The organism is Alteribacillus bidgolensis (genome assembly GCF_002886255.1).
Lineage (GTDB): Bacteria > Bacillota > Bacilli > Bacillales > Marinococcaceae > Alteribacillus > Alteribacillus bidgolensis.
This window is the reverse complement of sequence record NZ_KZ614149.1, coordinates 3,649,758-3,667,544: the sequence shown is the minus strand read 5'-3', so window position 1 is coordinate 3,667,544 and position 17,787 is coordinate 3,649,758. Positions and strand designations below refer to the sequence as shown.

The window sequence follows — 17,787 nt, the reverse complement described above, 5'->3', positions numbered from 1 at the left end:
TAATTATCCCTCACCTTTTACAATATCCCGTTAAAAAAGACAGCATAGTATGGACAGCGCTTTTGACTGATTGTTCTCCAACGTCTTTTCTCGGGTCTAAACAAACAATATCCATAGCCTTTACTTTGATGTGTTGTCCGGCAATTTGAACAGCTTCAAACAATTCCTCTGAGTACATTCCTCCCGGTGTTGCTGCTGGAGCTGCCGGGCCATGTACGATATCTAACACATCCATATCTACAGTCAAATAAATGGTATCTACTTCTTCTTCCAATTGATGTAAAGCATAATTGATAGCATTAGAAATTCCCTTTTTTCTTGCCTGTTTCATCGTTGTATAGTGAAGTCCAGCTTTGTCTGCGAAATCCTTAAGTTCCTTAGCGTTAAAAAAACCATGCAATCCGATATTATGGACGTGGTTTCCCTGAATGGTTTCACTTTCAATCAGGTTGCGTATTGGTGTGCCGTTCGCTGGGCCGATTAATTTAGGGTCTCTCAAATCAAAGTGCGTGTCTAACTGCAGTATCCCAATATTTTCATTCGGATGGGCTTGCTTCCAGCCCTTGACCAGCATCGCTGTAATGGAATGATCGCCGCCCATTGAAATTGGCAATGTATGTGGATGGTTCGTTCGCATAGCGACCATAGCGTCTTGGATTTGTTGATGTGTATATTCAATATTAGTCACATGTTGCTTTACATTTCCAAGGTCGATAGCCTTTAGCTGAGCCAAGTCGATTTCTTCATCCAAGTTATAGGTACTAAATGCCTTCCACGCCTGCCTCATTGCTTCCGGGTTTTCACTAGCAGCAGAAGTACTGATGGATGATTTTGAAAGAGGGACTCCTAGAATAGTCACGTCATAATCTTCCCAATTAGGTTCGGCTTCCCCTGCCGTTTCAATCCATTCATGTACTTTTATATCTTTACTTTTATCCGTTTGACGAGACCAGATCATACTCGGTTTGTCTAACATTGGATACGGGTAGCTGCTCATTGCAACTGCCCTCCTCTTACTAACGGAATCCCAGCTTTTACAACCGTATCCACGTGATTCATTCCATATTTATACGATAATGTGAGATAGTTTGGCACATCAAAAATGGTGACATCCGCTTTTTTTCCCGATTCAAGACTTCCGACTTCTGATGCGCACCCAATTGCGTGAGCGGCATTAATGGTAGTCGCTGTCAATACTTCCTCCGGTGTCATACCCATTTTTAAGCAGCCTAAATTCATAATGAATGGAAGTGAAATCGTTGGAGAAGATCCCGGATTTGCATCGGTGGATAAAGCCACTGCTACACCGGCATCAATCATTTTTCTTGCTTCGGCAAATTCAGCCATCAAGAAAAATGCTGTTCCGGGCAATAGCACACCAACTACCCCTGCCTCAGCCATTTTCTTTATCCCATTCTCTGAAGCTTTTAGTAGATGATCCGCAGATATAGCTCCTATTGATGCCGCTAATTCTGCTCCTTCATATGGTTCAATTTCGTCTGCGTGAATTTTTGGTATCAGCCCGTATTCTTTTCCAGCTTCTAAGACTCTTCTCGATTGTTCCGGAGTAAAAACGCCTCTTTCACAAAAGACATCATTGAATACAGCCAGCTTTTTATCAGCTACTTCCGGAAGCATCTCTTGAATCACACGATCAACAAACTTATCAGGGTTATTTTTTTCGTCCATTGGAATAGCATGAGCACCCATAAAGGTCGAAACAAGATCAACCGGATGGTCATTATTTAGCTGTTCTGCCACTTCCAGCTGTTTGAGCTCGTGTTCAAGCGTTAATCCGTAACCACTCTTTGCTTCCACTGTAGTTACACCATGCAGAAGAAATTGATTCAATCTTTTTTTTGATTCATCATACAACTGCTCATGGCTAGCCTGCTGAGTTGCTCGAGTAGTTGCGTGAATACCGCCGCCCGCCTGCATGATATCCATGTACGTTCGTCCTTTTAGACGCATGGCGTATTCATTTTCTCTCGTTCCGGCGTGAACAAGGTGGGTATGGGGATCAACTAGTCCTGGAGCAACTATCTTTCCCGTCGCATCTATTTGTTCAGCAGACTGAAAATGCTCTTGGTATTTTTCACGAATTTCCTTATCAGGACCCGCTTCAACGATTTTACCGTCTTCCATAAAAAGGCTTCCATCTTCAATCAAGTTTAATTGAGACATAGCTTCTCTCGTAGCTGGACCATCCGTGCTGCCAGCCATCGTAATCAATTGTGCAGCGTTTGTAATAAACATTTTTTGTGTCATGCACTACCCCTCCTCTTTTTATTTACGAAGCATTGGTACTTGAATCCCTTTATTTTGAGCTGTCTTTTCGGCAAGTTCATAACCAGCATCCACATGCCGAACCACACCCATTCCCGGATCTGTTGTTAAAACTCGTTGAAGGCGCTTTTCTGCATCTTTCGTTCCATCTGCTACGATTACCATTCCAGCATGAAGGGAGTAACCCATGCCAACACCTCCGCCATGGTGGACACTAACCCAGCTTGCGCCGCCTACGCTGTTGATAAGCGCATTAAGAATTGGCCAATCACTAACTGCATCACTGCCATCTTTCATGGATTCTGTTTCCCGGTTTGGAGATGCCACAGATCCTGAATCAAGATGATCACGCCCAATGACAATCGGCGCCTTTAATTCCCCGCTGGCGACCATATCATTAATGATTTTTCCAAACTTAGCCCGTTCTCCATAACCAAGCCAGCAAATGCGGGAAGGAAGTCCTTGAAAACTAATTTTTTCTTGAGCCATACGTATCCAATTGCATAAATGTTCATTTTCACTAAATTCTCTTAAGATAACTTCATCCGTTTTATAAATATCTTCTGGATCTCCTGATAACGCTACCCAGCGAAATGGACCTTTTCCTTCGCAAAACTGCGGCCTAATATAAGCTGGCACAAACCCAGGAAAATTAAAAGCATTCTCAACGCCTTCATCTTTAGCAACCTGGCGTATGTTATTTCCGTAATCAAATGTAACGGCTCCTTGTTTTTGCAAAACAAGCATAGCCTGTACATGAGATGCAATTGTTTGTTTCGAAAGCTTTATATAGCGATCTGGATCTTTAGCACGAAGCTCAATGGCCGTTTGCAAATCCATACCCGCGGGAACATAGCCATTGAGCGGATCATGTGAGGACGTTTGGTCCGTTAAAACTTCAGGTATAAATCCTAATTCATTCATTTTTGGCAAAATTTCTGCTGCATTTCCCAATAATCCAATAGAAAGAGCCTGCTTATTCTCTTTTGCTTCTTTCGCTAAACGCACCGCTTCTTCTAAACTATCTGTCGAAACGTCTAGATATTTAGTTTCGATACGACGATCGATTCGGTGTTGATCAATTTCAATTGCAATACACACTCCGCCATTCATTGTTACGGCCAATGGCTGAGCTCCACCCATGCCGCCAAGCCCTGCAGTTACCGTAATTGACCCTTTCATGTCTGAACCAAAATGCTGTTTTGCACACTCTGCAAACGTTTCATAGGTTCCTTGGACAATCCCCTGACTTCCAATGTAAATCCAGCTTCCTGCCGTCATTTGTCCATACATCATCAAGCCGTTCTGATCAAGCTCATGGAAATGCTCCCAGTTTGCCCAAGCCGGTACAAGATTAGAATTTGCAATCAACACCTTAGGGGCATCTTTATGGGAAGGAAAGACTGCAACGGGCTTTCCGGATTGAACCAGTAATGTTTCGTCATCTTCAAGTGTTTTCAACGTATCAACAATCGCCTCGTAACATTCCCAATTACGAGCAGCTTTCCCAATCCCCCCGTATACGACGAGATCTTCTGGATTTTCTGCCACGTCTGGATGAAGGTTATTGTTCAACATCCGCAGAGCTGCCTCCTGAAGCCAGCCTTTTGTGTTCAAATCTGATCCCGTGTATTGTTTCACTTGCTTGTATTTTGTTTTTGTCATTTCATTCATCCTTTCTTCGTTTTTGGATTAATTAAATGGTATCAACGGATACAACGAAAAAATAGATGATTAACTTTCGATTTTCTATAAAAATATGCAATATCTATAAAAAAATATTCGAAAGCGCTTTTATTTTATAGAACAAAATTTAGAAAAGATAAAATTATATGGAATCTAGGTTAATTACTCAACAGGTTGCAGATAAAAAAAATGAGCGAAATATATCGCTCATATATATGTTGTTTAATTGTTAAGTGCTCTAACATTGCATTTGTGTTTTTCCTGCGATTCCAGGATATGTCATTTCATAAGGATTTAGTATAAGATTTAATTCGGAGTCTGTTAGTATGTCAAACTGTAAGCATAATTCACGAACTGTTTTTCCTGTTAAGATAGCTTCACGTGCGATACGTGATGTCATTTCATAACCAATATGAGGATTTATTGCTGTAATAATTCCTACACTTTTTTCTACATACTCTTTTAAGCGTTCCTTATTTGCTTCAATACCTTTTAAACAGTTTTCCGTGAAGGACTTACATGCATTATTCATTATACTAATCGATTGAAGTAAATTAAAAACAATTATAGGTTCCATGACATTGAGTTCGAATTAACCAGACTCAGAAGCTAAACAAATGGTATGATCGTTACCTATCACTTGAAATGAAACTTGATTTATCATTTCAGGAAGAACTGGGTTAACCTTCCCAGGCATTATTGACGAGCCAGGCTGACGATCCGGTAAAAAAATTTCAGCCAGCCCTGCACGAGGACCAGAAGCCATCAGACGTAAATCATTTGACATTTTCGACATATTAATCATGCAAACTTTTAATGCAGCTGATACTTCTGTATAGGCATCAGTATTTTGTGTCGCATCTACGAGGTGTTCTGCTCTTCTAAGCGGCAACTTACTAATGTGCCCTAAATGTTTAATAATTGCTTCACAGTAATAGGGATCTGCATTCAATCCTGTTCCCACTGCAGTGGCACCCATATTTACTTCATATAGATGTTGACAAGATTGTTGTATACGTTCAATGTCACGTGTTAACGCCTTACTATATGCTTTAAATTCTTGTCCAAGACGAATTGGCACAGCATCTTGTAAATGTGTACGTCCTAATTTAATCACATCATCAAACTGAACAGCTTTTTGAAGAAGAATGTCTTGCATGACCCTTAACGTTGTTAGAAGTTTTTTTAATAGTTTTAAAGAGGCGATGTGAATAGCAGTTGGGAATGCATCGTTTGTTGATTGGGACATATTAACATGACTGTTTGGACTAAGATGGACATAGTCTCCTTTTTTGTGCCCAAGTATTTCGAGTGCTCTATTAGCTATCACCTCATTCACATTCATGTTTATTGATGTTCCTGCACCACCTTGAATTGGATCCACAATGAATTGATCGCTCCTTTTCCCCTCTATTATCTCATCTGCTGCTTCGACAATTACATTGCAGTGGTCTTTGTAAAGCCGACCGGCATCCCTATTAGCAAGAGCTGCTGCTTTTTTTATCATAGCAAATGCTTTAATTAACTCTTCATGAATCCGATAACCTGTGATTGGAAAGTTTTCAACGGCACGCAAGGTCTGAATACCGTAATAAGCATGCTCAGGAACTTCTTTAACTCCTAAAAAGTCTTTCTCCAAGCGTGTGTTTTTTTCTGCATCTACCTCTATACTCTTCATTATTTTCCCCCTTAATTCATCCAATCTTCTAGGCCAAAGAATTGTTTCATTTTCAAAAAGCAGAAACCATAATGTATTTTTTAAATACCTATGGTTTCTGTATGACAATAATATTTTTTTTGACGTTTTTCCTAATAAATAGTGAGGTATATATGAAAGGACAAATCTTTTATTTTAAAAATTTATCTATATCAATGATAGAATTTAATAGTACTTTTCCCGCTATTGCAATATCTTCCGGAGTACTGTACTCTTCTGGACAGTGACTTTTTCCATCTACACTTTTAACAAACAGCATAGCTGATTTAGTTACTGCTGCCATATGTGCTGCATCATGAACTGCCATGCTGGTAAGTGAAAGACATGGTTCATTTATATTCGCAGCTGAGCGATTTAATATATTTACTAAGTCTCTATCTAAAAGAATAGGAGACTGATCCATAATGATCTCTTGTTGTAAATCAGCTCTTCTGTTCACTGCTATTTCTTTACAACGATTTAAAATATCGGCTATTACTTTACGAAAGGAACTCTCACTGCCTTTTCCTCGAATTTCCAAAGTAAACTCTACTTGCCCAGGAATGATATTTGTTGCATTTGGGGAAACCTCTAGTTTACCAACCGTACCAACAACTTCTTTTATGTTCTTATGAGAGACTTCCTCAACCTGAAGGATCATTTCTGATGCTGCAGTAAGCGCATCTATGCGTGTGTTCATTTTTGTGGCACCAGAATGATTAGCTTCTCCTGTTACAGTCAATTTGTTTCTGTAGATACCAGCAATACGTGCAACAGAAGCTATAGATGTGTTTTTTTCTTCGAGTTGTTTTCCTTGTTCAATGTGGAGCTCTATAAACGCTTTCTTTTCATCATGTTGTTTGTACATTGCAGAATAGGCCTCAATGTCACCGCCTACCCTTTTTAATGCTTCGACAACCTTTATGCCTGAGCTGTCTTTAGTTTGTTTTAAATCATTAACGTCAAGTTTTCCTGAAAAAGACCGGCTTCCAAAGGTAGACAAGTTAAAGTCATTAGATTCTTCCGCAGTGAAAGAGACAATTTCTAAATCATGATCTAAAAGAATGTGTTGTTCTTCTAAAGTGACTAAAAGTTCTTTTGCCATTAGAACGCCTAAAGGTCCATCAAATTTCCCACCGTTTGGGACCGAGTCGAGATGAGAGCCGATTACTATAGATCCTTTTTTGTTTCCATTTCCTTTTTTCTTAGCCCAAATATTGGCAGCACCATCAACCTTTACTTCAAGGCCTAAGGCTTTAAGTTCACGAATGAACTTTTTCCTAACTTTTATATCCTCTTCCGAAAAACTAGGGCGTGTAATACCGTTTTGTGCATTTAATCCATAGCACGCATAATCATCTATATCTTTCATTAATCTCTTTATATTAATTCCTTTGAGATCTACATGCTCCAAATTATTCATCCCCTTTAACACCGTAGGAAGGAGCTTGTGTTGGATTAAGTGCTCTAACTTTATAATCATTGGCTTGAGGTTTGTAAACCTCAAGTATTTGTTTTAGATCACTCAAAGGGTCTAAGCTGTAATCAACTCTCAGGTCGATAAAAGGAAAAGGTTCGTCCGTGTACGTTAACAGAGCGATGCTTCGCTCATCATCCATTTCTCCACCCATTTGAAATCCTTTTTCCATTGCACCATATAGTCTATCTTCTAGATTTAAATCAGAATGAGCTAAATAATACTCACCCATGGCTTTAGGAATCATTTCATCACTTAAAAGATTTCCAACACAAGCCACATTAGGAGCAGCGAACTCTCCATTTGTTCCTAAAGCTTGCTCCCCTGTAAATACAGAAGAGTTGCCTTTAGTGTCAACCGCTGCCAGCTGACGATACTGTAAATATTCAGAGGCCGCTTTCATCGTTTTTACGGCTTCATTTGCCGTAAATCCTTGTTCCATAACCATAAGGCCAATAGTTGCAAGTCGTGGATCCGTTACATTTTGACTCAAAACAATCCCTGTTTTGTGTTTGATATGTGCACACCTTGCTCCAACAGCAGGACTGCTAGAAGTAACTATAAGTCCTAATTGCCCCGTTCTTTCACATCTTCCGGCTACTGAAAAGGTGCTTGTTATATCCATACATTTTCTCCTCTCCTATAATGTTATTTAACTATCACTGATAACCGCTTCTACGTCTATTTCCACAAGCATCTCCGGAAGAGCCAGCCCCTGAACAACGAGACCTGTACTAACTGGATAAATCCCTTTAAAATGTTTTGCAATAACCGCATAAGCTTCCTTACGATAGGAACGGTCGGTGAGATAAGTTGTGATTTTACACACATCCTCCATTTTCCCACCGGCTTCTTCAAGTAATTGTTTTACACAACAGCAGGCATTTTCCATCTGTGCCGTTACATCATTCTCTCCATGAAAGTTTCCTTTTAAGTCAAAGGCTGTTTGACCTCGCATAAAAATGTGATTCCCAGCACGGACTACCATACTAAATTCATTATTCACATGATGAGATTCTTCTCCCATATCGGATGGATAAAAGTTATTCGTTTTAAACTTACGATATCTTTTAATTTCCATTGTATATCCGCTCCCTTTTTTAAGAATATTCAAAACAATATAATTTTAAATTTCTATAAGTGAATTCTTCCAACCAAGTAAATGATTAGCTTGAGTGCTGTTTTTCTCCTTGTAAAGCTGACGGATACGAGATGAGGAGATAACCTCTCCTTTTTCACATATAACAGGTGGTTGAATTTTGACGTTGAAATGTTGACTAAGCGTTTGGATAGTTCCCTTTCTATTTTTTCCAAAAAGAAAATTAGGACCTTCCCAAATTTCAATTGGACAAATTTCTTTTAGTTCTTTTATAAATACCGGAATATCTTGTTTTGCAAACAACTCATTAAATGAACCTACGATAACATGGTCAGCCCCCATATTTTCAAGTCGTTCTAATTTTTCTTCTAATGTAGTTAGCAAGAGACAATTTCTAAAAAAAACTTTTGGCGGGGGATCAAAGGTATATACAACGAAAGGTACATCTAATTCTTCAGCTCTTATTTTTGCTTTTGAGAGCAACGCCTGATGTCCTCTATGAACACCGTCCAAAGCTCCAATAGTAAGTACCGAAGCACAAATATCTAGGTTGTGGGGCGTATGGACTTTCATTCTCTTTCACTCCTTGGCCACAAACATTAATTCTTTTGACTAACCAATGTTTTTAAATTGGCTGCTTTTTTAACCATTTCACGCTGTGGTTCCATATCAAAACTACTAAAAGCTGCCATCTGTTGAGCAAACGGAGGACTTTGGGCAAACAATTCAAACGTCGTTCTATGACCAGCATAAGAAGAATTCAAAAGATCACGAGCAAAGTACAACAATTTCCCTCTTTCTTCAGCACTCCACTCTTCACCAACTGAATAATATTTATCAATGTAACCCTTTATAGCAGGATCCGAAAGTGTTACAGAGTCTGGTGTTACAGCTAACTGTCCTCCAACAAGTTCCCTTGTTAAATGTGCCATCGCAGGAAAATGCGATAGAGCGTAAATTCGTCCAGTATAGAGAAGCGATTGATTTGGCATCATTAAATCTCCAGGACTACGTTCGGCATTGGCGACTGCAGCAGTTAAATGTGCATTTATTCCTTCTCGATAACTAATTAATTCGGATATTTTCTCCTTAACAGCCTGCAACTTTGTAAGACCGGTTTGTTCAACATTTAACAGTGCTGTTCCAAGTAAATAGTCTGCTCTACGCAGCACGCGGAGTACATAATTAAACGCAGAATAACGATGAAGCGTATTACGAATATAAGCGGCCGATTCTAACGAACGATGAAATAAGACATTCTCCCAAGGAATAAGAACGTTATCAAAAATAAGCAAGGTATCGATTTCGTCAAACTTTGTTGAAATCGGGTAATCCGTTTCATTTTTTTCCGTATCTAGAGGACTCCGACAAATGTGTTTTAGTCCAGGAGCTCCCATGTCACAAATAAAACCACAAGCAAATGGTGCCATACCTTCTTCTCCAGCTTGCCAATCCAATATGGTAGGCTTTACAAAAGCTTGATGAGCGTATGCAGCTGCTGTTTCAAATTTGGCTCCTTTTACAACAATTCCCTTATCATTTTCTTCCACTACGTGTAACAATGTACCTCCATCTTTACCACTAAAGAGCTTACTTCTGTCTCCCTTTGGATCTGTATTAGCAGAGACGTGAAATAAATCTTCTCTTGCTACTCGATCAACATGATACTTAATGTTTTTTGCGTAGGCGGGATCATTTTCGTTGAGCTTATCCTGGGCATCGTATAAGGACCACATCTCACCAATGGTCTCATCACCGACACGATAAACAACACCGCCCAAATCATCAAGGATTGTATCTACATATGTTCGAATAGCTGTTAAATCTTCTTTATCTTTTGGCAGCTTATAAGCGAGGCAGATTTCTTCCCCGTCTGGAAGGGTCGTAGTTGTATTATCTTTAAACTCAGGCTTATGGCCGAGATCATACATTCTAGCTTTTGCTTCAACTATAGGCTTAAAAGAGCGGTGATCAGCCACATTTTTAACCTTTTCCCCGTCAATATAGACTTCTCTTCCATCATTTAATGACTTTTTATATTCTTCTCCTGTCATCAATGCCATAAGTATTCCTCCTTTAGATTATTTAGTTGAAACAAACTCCCCAAACTCTCCCTTAAAATAAAGTAATGGTTCTTTTTCTTGAATATCTATTTTGAGCATTTCACCCATGAAAACAGAATGAGTTCCACCAACTGCTTCTTGTTCAACTTTACATTCAACTCTAACGAAATAGTCAGTTAGTAAGGGAGTACCAAATTCCCCCTCCTTTATATGCAGCCCAGCGAATTTATCTGGATTAGGTTTTGCAAATCGTATAGCAAGATCTTCCTGATCTTCTCCAAGTACGTGAACGGTAAAGTATCCTGATTCAGTAATTGCATCTCTCGTGCCAGTATCTTTATGAACACAAACAAGGAGCATTGGCGGCTCTGCTGTCAGGGACGTAACTGAACTAGCCGTTAGTCCGAAATTCTGTTTATCGTTACTTTTCGTGGTAATAACTGAAACACCAGTCGCTAAGCGCCCCATAGCTTGCTTAAACGTCTCTACGTCAACTTTCATATCCAACACCTCTCTCTTTTTCATTTAAGGAATATTTATGGATATATTCCTTTAAAGATATTATATATGATGAATTGTCTGAATAGCAAGGTTTTTTCAAAAATTATTTTACAATTTCATTTTTTCTAATCGCTTTTAGAAAAGTACAAAGCACTTCCAAACCTTTACTTGTCTAAAAATAATCCGGTATACTGAGTTATAATGGTCCGTTATCGTGGTCTATACATTTGTACATATTTAAGTTTTTAAATTAGAAAAGGGGGCAAAAATAAAAAATGAGAGCAGGAATTGTAGGCCCGCAGGATATAGTTGATTCCATAATTAAAATAATTAACGATGAATTTAAACAAACAATATTAGCTGTTCCTTTTATTTATAAAAAACCTTCTGAAACCACGTCGATTATTAACGACAATTATGAATACGTAGACGTTTGGATTTTTTCCGGCCCAGGTCTGTATCCATTTGCCGAAGAAAGCAAATCAAAACAGCCTTTTTTTTATCTTTTAACAGATGGATTTAGTCTCATTAAAACGCTAATGGAAATAGGGTATAACGACCAAAAAAATCTAAGTCGGTTAAGCATTGATTTTTTAACGGAAAAGAATGTTATCGAAACCTATAAAGATTTGGGATTGCCTACAGACCACTTAGGAATAAAAGAATATTCATCTAGTACCCCCCTTGAGGAATATTTGTTATTCCATGAGAACATGTACCAATCAAACAAGGTAGATATTTGTGTAACCGCTCTTCGGTTCATTTACGAGGAACTAAAAAGAAAAAATATTCCAGTGTATCGGATCCTCCCCAGCCGAACGAACATTCGAGAAAATTTACAAGCAGCCTTGCAAAAATGGGATGCTGATCATTCTAAAAAATCACAAATTGCTATCCTTTTTATCAAAGTCAAAAAGAAGAAAAAACAGATGAATTATCAAGAAATGAATTATGATACAAATAGATTGGAATTAAAGCTCGAAGATTTGGTTTTAAGTTTTGCAGAGGATATTTCAGGTTCTTTTGTCCCTGTGGGAATGGGGACATTTATTGCGTTTTCAACCCGTGGATCACTAAGTGAAAAACAATACCGGATCGAAGAGCTTCTAAATAAATGCGCATTATTGATAAATTTACCTATGAACATAGGAATTGGATATGGAGAATCTACTTTGAATGCAGAAGAAAATGCACGTTCTGCATTATACTACAGCCAAAACTATGGACCGTTTTCTGCTTTTATAGTCGACTCTAATGGAAGAGTAGACGGCCCTTTAAACAATCCGGAGGACCTCATATTTGAAGAGAAATCAACGAATGAAGATATTATGAAGAAGCTGAGAAAATGTAACGTTACTCTTTCTACTTTTCATAAAATCATGACCCTTCAAAAACAGTTAAATAATGAATCCATTACCTCTTTAGATATATCTACATGGATGCAAATGACAGAAAGAAATGCAAGGCGCATTCTATCAGAATTGGTTGAAGCTGAATTAGCCTTAGTAATTGGTTCCGAACCATCGGAAAAAAAAGGAAGACCCCGGAATAAATACCGATTAAATTTGAAGTAGGTGACTTGAATGGAGGATAATTATGAAGGTACAAGCTGGTATTGTAGGACCGGAGAATTCAGTAAAAAGAATCTGTAACGTCACAAAAGAATTGGAATCTACATTTCACCTTCACGCCTTTCCCTACGAAAGTGAAGAGGAGACATTAGAAATTATTAAAAAAAATGCACACTTAGTAGATGTATGGATTTTCTCAGGGCTTGCTCCTTATATCCGTGCAATAAATAGTAATGAAACACAACTCTTTTTCCATTTATCGATTGATCGTTCAAGTATAAAAGAAATGATGCTTAAAATAAGCTATAACCATCAGTATAATTTAGAAAGAATCAGTTACGATTCCGTAAATATAAATGTTTTATATGATATATATAAAGAATTGGATATTTCTTGTAAACAAATTTATTCTTATGAATTAAAAAATGAGATAAAAACTACCGGCGAAATTGTTTTCTACCATGAACAACTCTATTCCAATAAAAAAATAGATATTTGCGTTACCAGCATTCAATCCGTATATGATGAGCTGCAAAGAAAAAACATTCCCGTATTCCGAATAATTCCATCCAAACAAAATATAAAAGAAACCTTAGACAAGGCTTATTTAGAATTTCAAACACAACATTTTAAACAATTGCAAATAGCTATTATGCATGTCAACTTAACTAAACTCGAAGAAAAAGTGGATGATCATTCCATTTCATATGAAGTCCACCGATTACATTTGAAATTAAAAGCAGAGATTCTGAATTTTGCTGAATTGATATCGGGAACCTACCATTCCAATGGAATGGGGCAATTTATGGTCTTTTCTACAAGGTCAAGCTTTCAAAATAAAGGACAAATGGGTAAACCACTCATGGAGAAGATTTCATCTTTGACTAATCTTAACGTCCATATTGGTATAGGATATGGAGATACAGCTCTATCCGCGGATAACAAAGCAACCCTTGCTCTTCATTATGCAGAGAACTATGGAGATTCCTGTATATTCCTCGGAGATGAGCAGGGGACTATTGAAGGACCTTTAAAACAAGAACAAAATATTTCGTTCAGCTTTCGAACAGAGGACCCAGAGGTGATTGAAAAACTCAAGCGGTGCGGTGTAGCCGTTACTTCCTATAACAAAATTTTATCTGTCCAAGAAAAGACAGAAAATCATAGTATTACCGCCTCCCAACTCTCCACTTGGCTCAACATGACACAACGTAATGCAAGAAGAATTTTAAATGGCTTAATTCAGGAAGGGTTGGCAGAAATTGTCGGTGAAGAAGTCCCGACATCGAAAGGCCGCCCAAGAAAAATATATAGACTAACTTAACTATTAACAAATATAACTGTATTACCCGTCTAACACTAATAGTAATCAAAACGAGTCGAAGAGAAGCTATGCAAAACTAGCCCTCGACTCGTTTTTAGATGCATTCGTAAAACTCCTTGTTATTCTATTAAGCACTTATTGTGCAATATCAGCGTCCTGATAAACACTTTTTCTTTCTTTATGACTAACGATTACCATAAGAATTAATGAAGTTAAAGCGCCTAAAGGTCCGCCTATAAAAGGGGTGGGGAGTGGAATGAATTGAGCAATAACTGCCACACTAAAACCACCTATCATTCCTGCCAATGCGGCCTTTGCTGTAGCTTTTTTCCACCATAAACCAAGGACAAGAGGAATCAAGAAAGCACCTATCATTAAAGATTGTGCCAGAGCCATTACTAATAAGATTAAATTGGGTGGATTTAACGTTACTAAAATGGCAATTATCCCTATAATGGAAGCAACTATTCTATTAACAAAAACTACTACATTATTAGATAGAGTTTTTCCTGAAATAATACTATATAAATCATTAGTGATAGCTGAAGTAGCATTGAGTAACATTGCATCTGTTGATGACATAGCTGCAGCTAAAACAGCTGCCACAAACACTCCGGCTACTACTGTTGGCAGCATGTCAAGTGTATGAAAATAACCCATATCTGGATTTTCTAAATTAGGGAAATTCCCGATAATAAAAACTCCTACCAATAACAAAATGAAATAGAAAATACTAAGATAGGTGGTAGCCAATGCAGAGTTCTTTTGTGCAACTTTATTAGATTTAGAAAACATATACATAAGGTAGACTTGCGGGGCACTCATTGCTCCTAAGATCATCATAAAAAATATACTTATTGAATAAAACGGTCCTTCATTCCCCCATAAATTCAACATTACCGGATCATTTTCAAGTGCCAGAGAAGTAGTATTACCCCATGGCTCTACTATAATGGTTACAGCAGTAACTGTAAGCATTGCGATCATCATCATTACAAACTGGGTAAAACTTGCAATAATGGACGAATGACTTCCTCCTAATACTACATACAAAATAAACACCGCTCCAATTAAAAGTACACCTACCCAATAGTTTATTCCCAGTACATACTGTATAGCATACGCTCCGCCTTGTAATTGAGCCATTATATAGACAAACATAGCAACTATAGTAACGATAGCACTTACAAATCGTACTTTTTTGTTATACCTTAATTCAAAAAATTGCGAAAAACTAAGTGACCCATAAGCCCTGAACTTGGGAGCTATAAATATAGTTGCCAAGGTAAACCCAATCAGAACCCCGGCATTTTGCCATAAACCAAAAGCCACTCCAAACGCATACATTGCTCCTAATGTTCCTAAGAAGCTCGAAGTACTGGCGTATGTAGATGCCAGAGAACCTCCACCTAGGAATGATCCCATGTTTCTATTGGCAACTAAAAAACTTTCACCATCTTGTGAAGCTTTTTTACTGTACAAAAACCCAATCACAACCATAGCTAATAAATAAACTATAACCACTATCAATATTGTATTCATCAGCTTCCTCCTTTTATAAAGGAATATCATACTTTCAGTTTACTTACGAAACAAAAGTCTCTTTAGTCTCTAATAGTAATAATTTAAAGTAAAGGCAAGGACCAAAATCCTTTCTAGCATTTTGTTGTAAATAATCTAAATTTTCTTCCAATAAAATATCTATTATTCAGTTAATTTCGATATTGCAAACCTTACGATTCTATTTTTACTTTCTTTACTAAATACCAAATGATAGGGATAACAATTAAATATAAGATCCATAAAATAAATATATTTAAAGGTAGATAGAAAATAGTTATATTCGATCCTGTCAGCAAAGGACCTAATATCATAACAGACGCTAGAACAACAATAACACTCAATGCTTTTAAAGGATTCATACCTTTTCCCTCCTCTTATACATTTTCTTAATTCGTATGTTCAAACAACTATTTAAGGAGTAATTCTTAATATATTCCTTAAATAGAATATACAGACCTATCTCTGTGACGTCGAATAAATTCCCAGTAATATCCATCTAATTTTGTTCACTTTATAATTATTCTAAGGTGAACGCTCATTTTTATGGGATTAATCATCAAACAAAATTAGTAATTGATAGAAAAAGTATAAATATTAAGATTTTTCTGATATATTAAATTAATTCTTAAAATATATGGTTAAGGCTTCCTGTTCGATTTGATGCTATTGAGGAAAATAACTGGATATCGCTGTTTTTTTTACAGACGATATCCGTCTTTATCCTTTAAGCTAGGTGTTAAAGATATGCTGTTTCACCACAATTGGCGTTTCAGCTGACATTTATTTATCACTTGAAAAACTAATCTCTTTATAACATTTCGTTACTTTTAACAAAAAATGCTTTCATTTAATGCGTCTTTGGGGTAATCCGACATCCATTACAGCTATTCCTATTCTTCTCTATCAACCACAAACATCGCAAACTTAATACTACCATCTCCTTCCATCCCATTACATTTTCTGACACTCTAGATAATTTTGTGATTTCCTGCCTTTATGTTATTCAATTATGTTCTCAGGATTTATGATTAATCTAAATTCACCCAAACGCTTTTTACTTCGGTATAGTTCTCTAATGCATAAGAACCCATATCTCTTCCAAATCCGGACTCTTTGTAGCCACCAAAAGGAGACGCAGGGTCTACTAAATCATAACAATTAATCCACACGCTTCCTGATTTCAACCGATTAGCAATATTATGAGCATTTCTAATATTTTCTGTCCAGATTCCTGCCCCTAACCCATATGGAGAATTATTTGCTCGTTCAATAACTTCATCTACTGTTTCGTAAGCCATTACCACAACTACCGGGCCAAATATTTCTTCTCGAGCAATCGTCATATCTTCTTCTACATCAACAAACACCGTTGGCTCTACAAAAAATCCTTTATCCGTTTTTCCACCACCAACTAACACTTTTGCCCCTTCTTCTATTCCGTTACTAATGTAGTTTAATACCCTCTTTTGTTGATCTTCAGAAACTAGAGGCCCCATTTCCGTATCCTGCTCTAACCCATTGCCCAGTTTAACTTGCTGAGCGTAAGATACTAAGCCGGAAACCACTTCCGCAAGCTGGTCCTTTTGGACATAGACTCTGGATCCCGCACTGCAAATTTCTCCCTGATTAGTCATGATACCTGCGAAAACACCAGGAATGGTCTTTGAAAGGTCTGCATCCGGAAGGACGATATTGGGAGATTTTCCACCAAGCTCAAGTGTTAATCGTTTCATTGAGTCAGCAGCTTGTTTCATTATCTTTTTCCCTACAGAAGTTGAGCCGGTAAAAGAAATTTTGTTTACATCTGGATGTTCTACAAGTGTGTTGCCAGTAATTTCTCCGTGCCCCGGTACAACATTTACCACTCCTTTCGGAAAACCAGCCTTTTCAACTAATTCTGCAAAATATAGAGCAGATAATGGTGTTTGTTCAGCTGGTTTTAACACGACGGTACAACCAGCAGCCAATGCTGGAGCCACTTTCCACCCAACCATCATGATCGGGAAATTCCAGGGAATGATGGCCCCTACAACTCCTACAGGCTCATGGCGGGTATAATTAAAAAATGAAGGAGATACTGGTATCGTTTGTCCCATATTTTTCGTTGCCCACCCTGCAAAATAACGAAATTGTTCAATCGTATTTGGTAAATCAGCCGCTCTCATTTCACTAATTGGCTTGCCGTTATCCAGTGTATCTAACTGAGCCAACTCTTCTTGATGTTCTTCAATAAGATCAGCTAATTTAAATATATACTTTGCTCTTTCTGCGGCACTCATCTTTGCCCAGGGTCCATTTTCAAAAGCACCTTTAGCTGCACATACTGCATAATCTACATCTTTTCTCCCTGCTTCATAAACCGATGCTAATACTTCACCAGTGGCCGGATTAATAGTGTTAAATGTTTGCAAAGATGTGGACTTGACAAGCTCTCCATTAATATACATTTTTTTTGATCCCTCTAAGAACTTATTTACCTTACTACTTAATTCAAGCATTTGGTTTGTCATTCACAATCCTC

General features: G+C 37.7%; 14 protein-coding genes and 1 pseudogene. 2 read left to right on the top strand and 13 right to left on the bottom strand.

What is annotated here, in order from left to right:
• Positions 1-10: 10 nt before the first annotated feature.
• From CEF16_RS18220 to CEF16_RS18175, 10 genes and pseudogenes are all read right to left on the bottom strand, one after another.
• Positions 11-997, bottom strand: a complete 987-nt coding sequence (locus tag CEF16_RS18220) for an agmatinase family protein (RefSeq protein ID WP_091584491.1) — start codon at positions 995-997, stop codon at positions 11-13.
• On the bottom strand, positions 994-2,268 hold the full coding sequence (gene hutI / locus CEF16_RS18215; protein ID WP_091584487.1) for an imidazolonepropionase: 1,275 nt from the start codon (positions 2,266-2,268) through the stop codon (positions 994-996). The genes CEF16_RS18220 and hutI overlap by 4 nt, the downstream gene beginning before the upstream one ends.
• An 18-nt stretch (positions 2,269-2,286) precedes the next feature.
• Complete coding sequence (gene hutU, locus CEF16_RS18210; RefSeq protein ID WP_091584484.1) at positions 2,287-3,951, bottom strand: urocanate hydratase; 1,665 nt, start codon at positions 3,949-3,951, stop codon at positions 2,287-2,289.
• Positions 3,952-4,210: 259 nt separating this feature from the next.
• A pseudogene (aspA, locus tag CEF16_RS18205) lies at positions 4,211-5,650 on the bottom strand (aspartate ammonia-lyase).
• A 169-nt stretch (positions 5,651-5,819) separates the two neighbouring features.
• A complete protein-coding gene (locus tag CEF16_RS18200; protein WP_245917917.1) occupies positions 5,820-7,082 on the bottom strand; it encodes a M20 family metallo-hydrolase in 1,263 nt (420 codons plus the stop codon).
• A 1-nt stretch (position 7,083) separates the two neighbouring features.
• Positions 7,084-7,770, bottom strand: coding sequence for a DUF1028 domain-containing protein (locus CEF16_RS18195; protein ID WP_091584480.1), 687 nt, complete (start codon positions 7,768-7,770; stop codon positions 7,084-7,086).
• 27 nt (positions 7,771-7,797) lie between these two features.
• Complete coding sequence (locus tag CEF16_RS18190; RefSeq protein WP_091584478.1) at positions 7,798-8,226, bottom strand: RidA family protein; 429 nt, start codon at positions 8,224-8,226, stop codon at positions 7,798-7,800.
• Between the two features lie 45 nt (positions 8,227-8,271).
• Positions 8,272-8,817 (bottom strand): FAD synthetase, encoded by a 546-nt coding sequence (locus CEF16_RS18185; protein WP_091584475.1) that lies wholly within the window; start codon positions 8,815-8,817, stop codon positions 8,272-8,274.
• A 26-nt stretch (positions 8,818-8,843) separates the two neighbouring features.
• The gene (locus CEF16_RS18180) at positions 8,844-10,307 is read right to left on the bottom strand and encodes a 4-hydroxyphenylacetate 3-hydroxylase family protein (RefSeq protein ID WP_091584473.1); all 1,464 of its coding nucleotides are present in this window, start codon (positions 10,305-10,307) and stop codon (positions 8,844-8,846) included.
• An 18-nt stretch (positions 10,308-10,325) separates the two neighbouring features.
• Complete coding sequence (locus CEF16_RS18175) at positions 10,326-10,808, bottom strand: flavin reductase family protein (RefSeq protein WP_170032091.1); 483 nt, start codon at positions 10,806-10,808, stop codon at positions 10,326-10,328.
• A 275-nt stretch (positions 10,809-11,083) separates the two neighbouring features.
• On the opposite strand from CEF16_RS18175, the gene CEF16_RS18170 reads away from it, so the two are divergent.
• A complete protein-coding gene (locus CEF16_RS18170; RefSeq protein ID WP_091584466.1) occupies positions 11,084-12,382 on the top strand; it encodes a hypothetical protein in 1,299 nt (432 codons plus the stop codon).
• Positions 12,383-12,404: 22 nt separating this feature from the next.
• On the top strand, positions 12,405-13,703 hold the full coding sequence (locus tag CEF16_RS18165; RefSeq protein WP_091584463.1) for a helix-turn-helix domain-containing protein: 1,299 nt from the start codon (positions 12,405-12,407) through the stop codon (positions 13,701-13,703).
• 135 nt (positions 13,704-13,838) lie between these two features.
• Here the strand turns inward: CEF16_RS18165 and CEF16_RS18160 are convergent, their stop codons facing one another.
• The 3 genes from CEF16_RS18160 to CEF16_RS18150 all read right to left on the bottom strand — a co-directional run bounded on the left by CEF16_RS18160 (position 13,839) and on the right by CEF16_RS18150 (position 17,776).
• Positions 13,839-15,245, bottom strand: coding sequence for a sodium:solute symporter family protein (locus CEF16_RS18160; RefSeq protein WP_170032088.1), 1,407 nt, complete (start codon positions 15,243-15,245; stop codon positions 13,839-13,841).
• A gap of 191 nt (positions 15,246-15,436) precedes the next feature.
• Entirely contained in the window at positions 15,437-15,625 is a 189-nt protein-coding gene (locus tag CEF16_RS18155) for a hypothetical protein (RefSeq protein WP_091584457.1), read from the bottom strand.
• 669 nt (positions 15,626-16,294) lie between these two features.
• A complete protein-coding gene (locus CEF16_RS18150; RefSeq protein WP_091584454.1) occupies positions 16,295-17,776 on the bottom strand; it encodes an aldehyde dehydrogenase family protein in 1,482 nt (493 codons plus the stop codon).
• Positions 17,777-17,787 lie beyond the last annotated feature (11 nt).

Bases quoted from the DNA above. Each gene is read 5' to 3' on its own strand.
- CEF16_RS18220 (WP_091584491.1), bottom strand. From the start codon at position 997: ATGAGCAGCTACCCGTATCCAATGTTAGACAAACCGAGTATGATCTGG.
- hutI (WP_091584487.1), bottom strand. From the start codon at position 2,268: ATGACACAAAAAATGTTTATTACAAACGCTGCACAATTGATTACGATG.
- hutU (WP_091584484.1), bottom strand. From the start codon at position 3,951: ATGACAAAAACAAAATACAAGCAAGTGAAACAATACACGGGATCAGAT.
- CEF16_RS18195 (WP_091584480.1), bottom strand. From the start codon at position 7,770: ATGGATATAACAAGCACCTTTTCAGTAGCCGGAAGATGTGAAAGAACG.
- CEF16_RS18190 (WP_091584478.1), bottom strand. From the start codon at position 8,226: ATGGAAATTAAAAGATATCGTAAGTTTAAAACGAATAACTTTTATCCA.
- CEF16_RS18185 (WP_091584475.1), bottom strand. From the start codon at position 8,817: ATGAAAGTCCATACGCCCCACAACCTAGATATTTGTGCTTCGGTACTT.
- CEF16_RS18180 (WP_091584473.1), bottom strand. From the start codon at position 10,307: ATGGCATTGATGACAGGAGAAGAATATAAAAAGTCATTAAATGATGGA.
- CEF16_RS18175 (WP_170032091.1), bottom strand. From the start codon at position 10,808: ATGAAAGTTGACGTAGAGACGTTTAAGCAAGCTATGGGGCGCTTAGCG.
- CEF16_RS18170 (WP_091584466.1), top strand. From the start codon at position 11,084: ATGAGAGCAGGAATTGTAGGCCCGCAGGATATAGTTGATTCCATAATT.
- CEF16_RS18165 (WP_091584463.1), top strand. From the start codon at position 12,405: ATGAAGGTACAAGCTGGTATTGTAGGACCGGAGAATTCAGTAAAAAGA.
- CEF16_RS18160 (WP_170032088.1), bottom strand. From the start codon at position 15,245: ATGAATACAATATTGATAGTGGTTATAGTTTATTTATTAGCTATGGTT.
- CEF16_RS18155 (WP_091584457.1), bottom strand. From the start codon at position 15,625: ATGAATCCTTTAAAAGCATTGAGTGTTATTGTTGTTCTAGCGTCTGTT.
- CEF16_RS18150 (WP_091584454.1), bottom strand. From the start codon at position 17,776: ATGACAAACCAAATGCTTGAATTAAGTAGTAAGGTAAATAAGTTCTTA.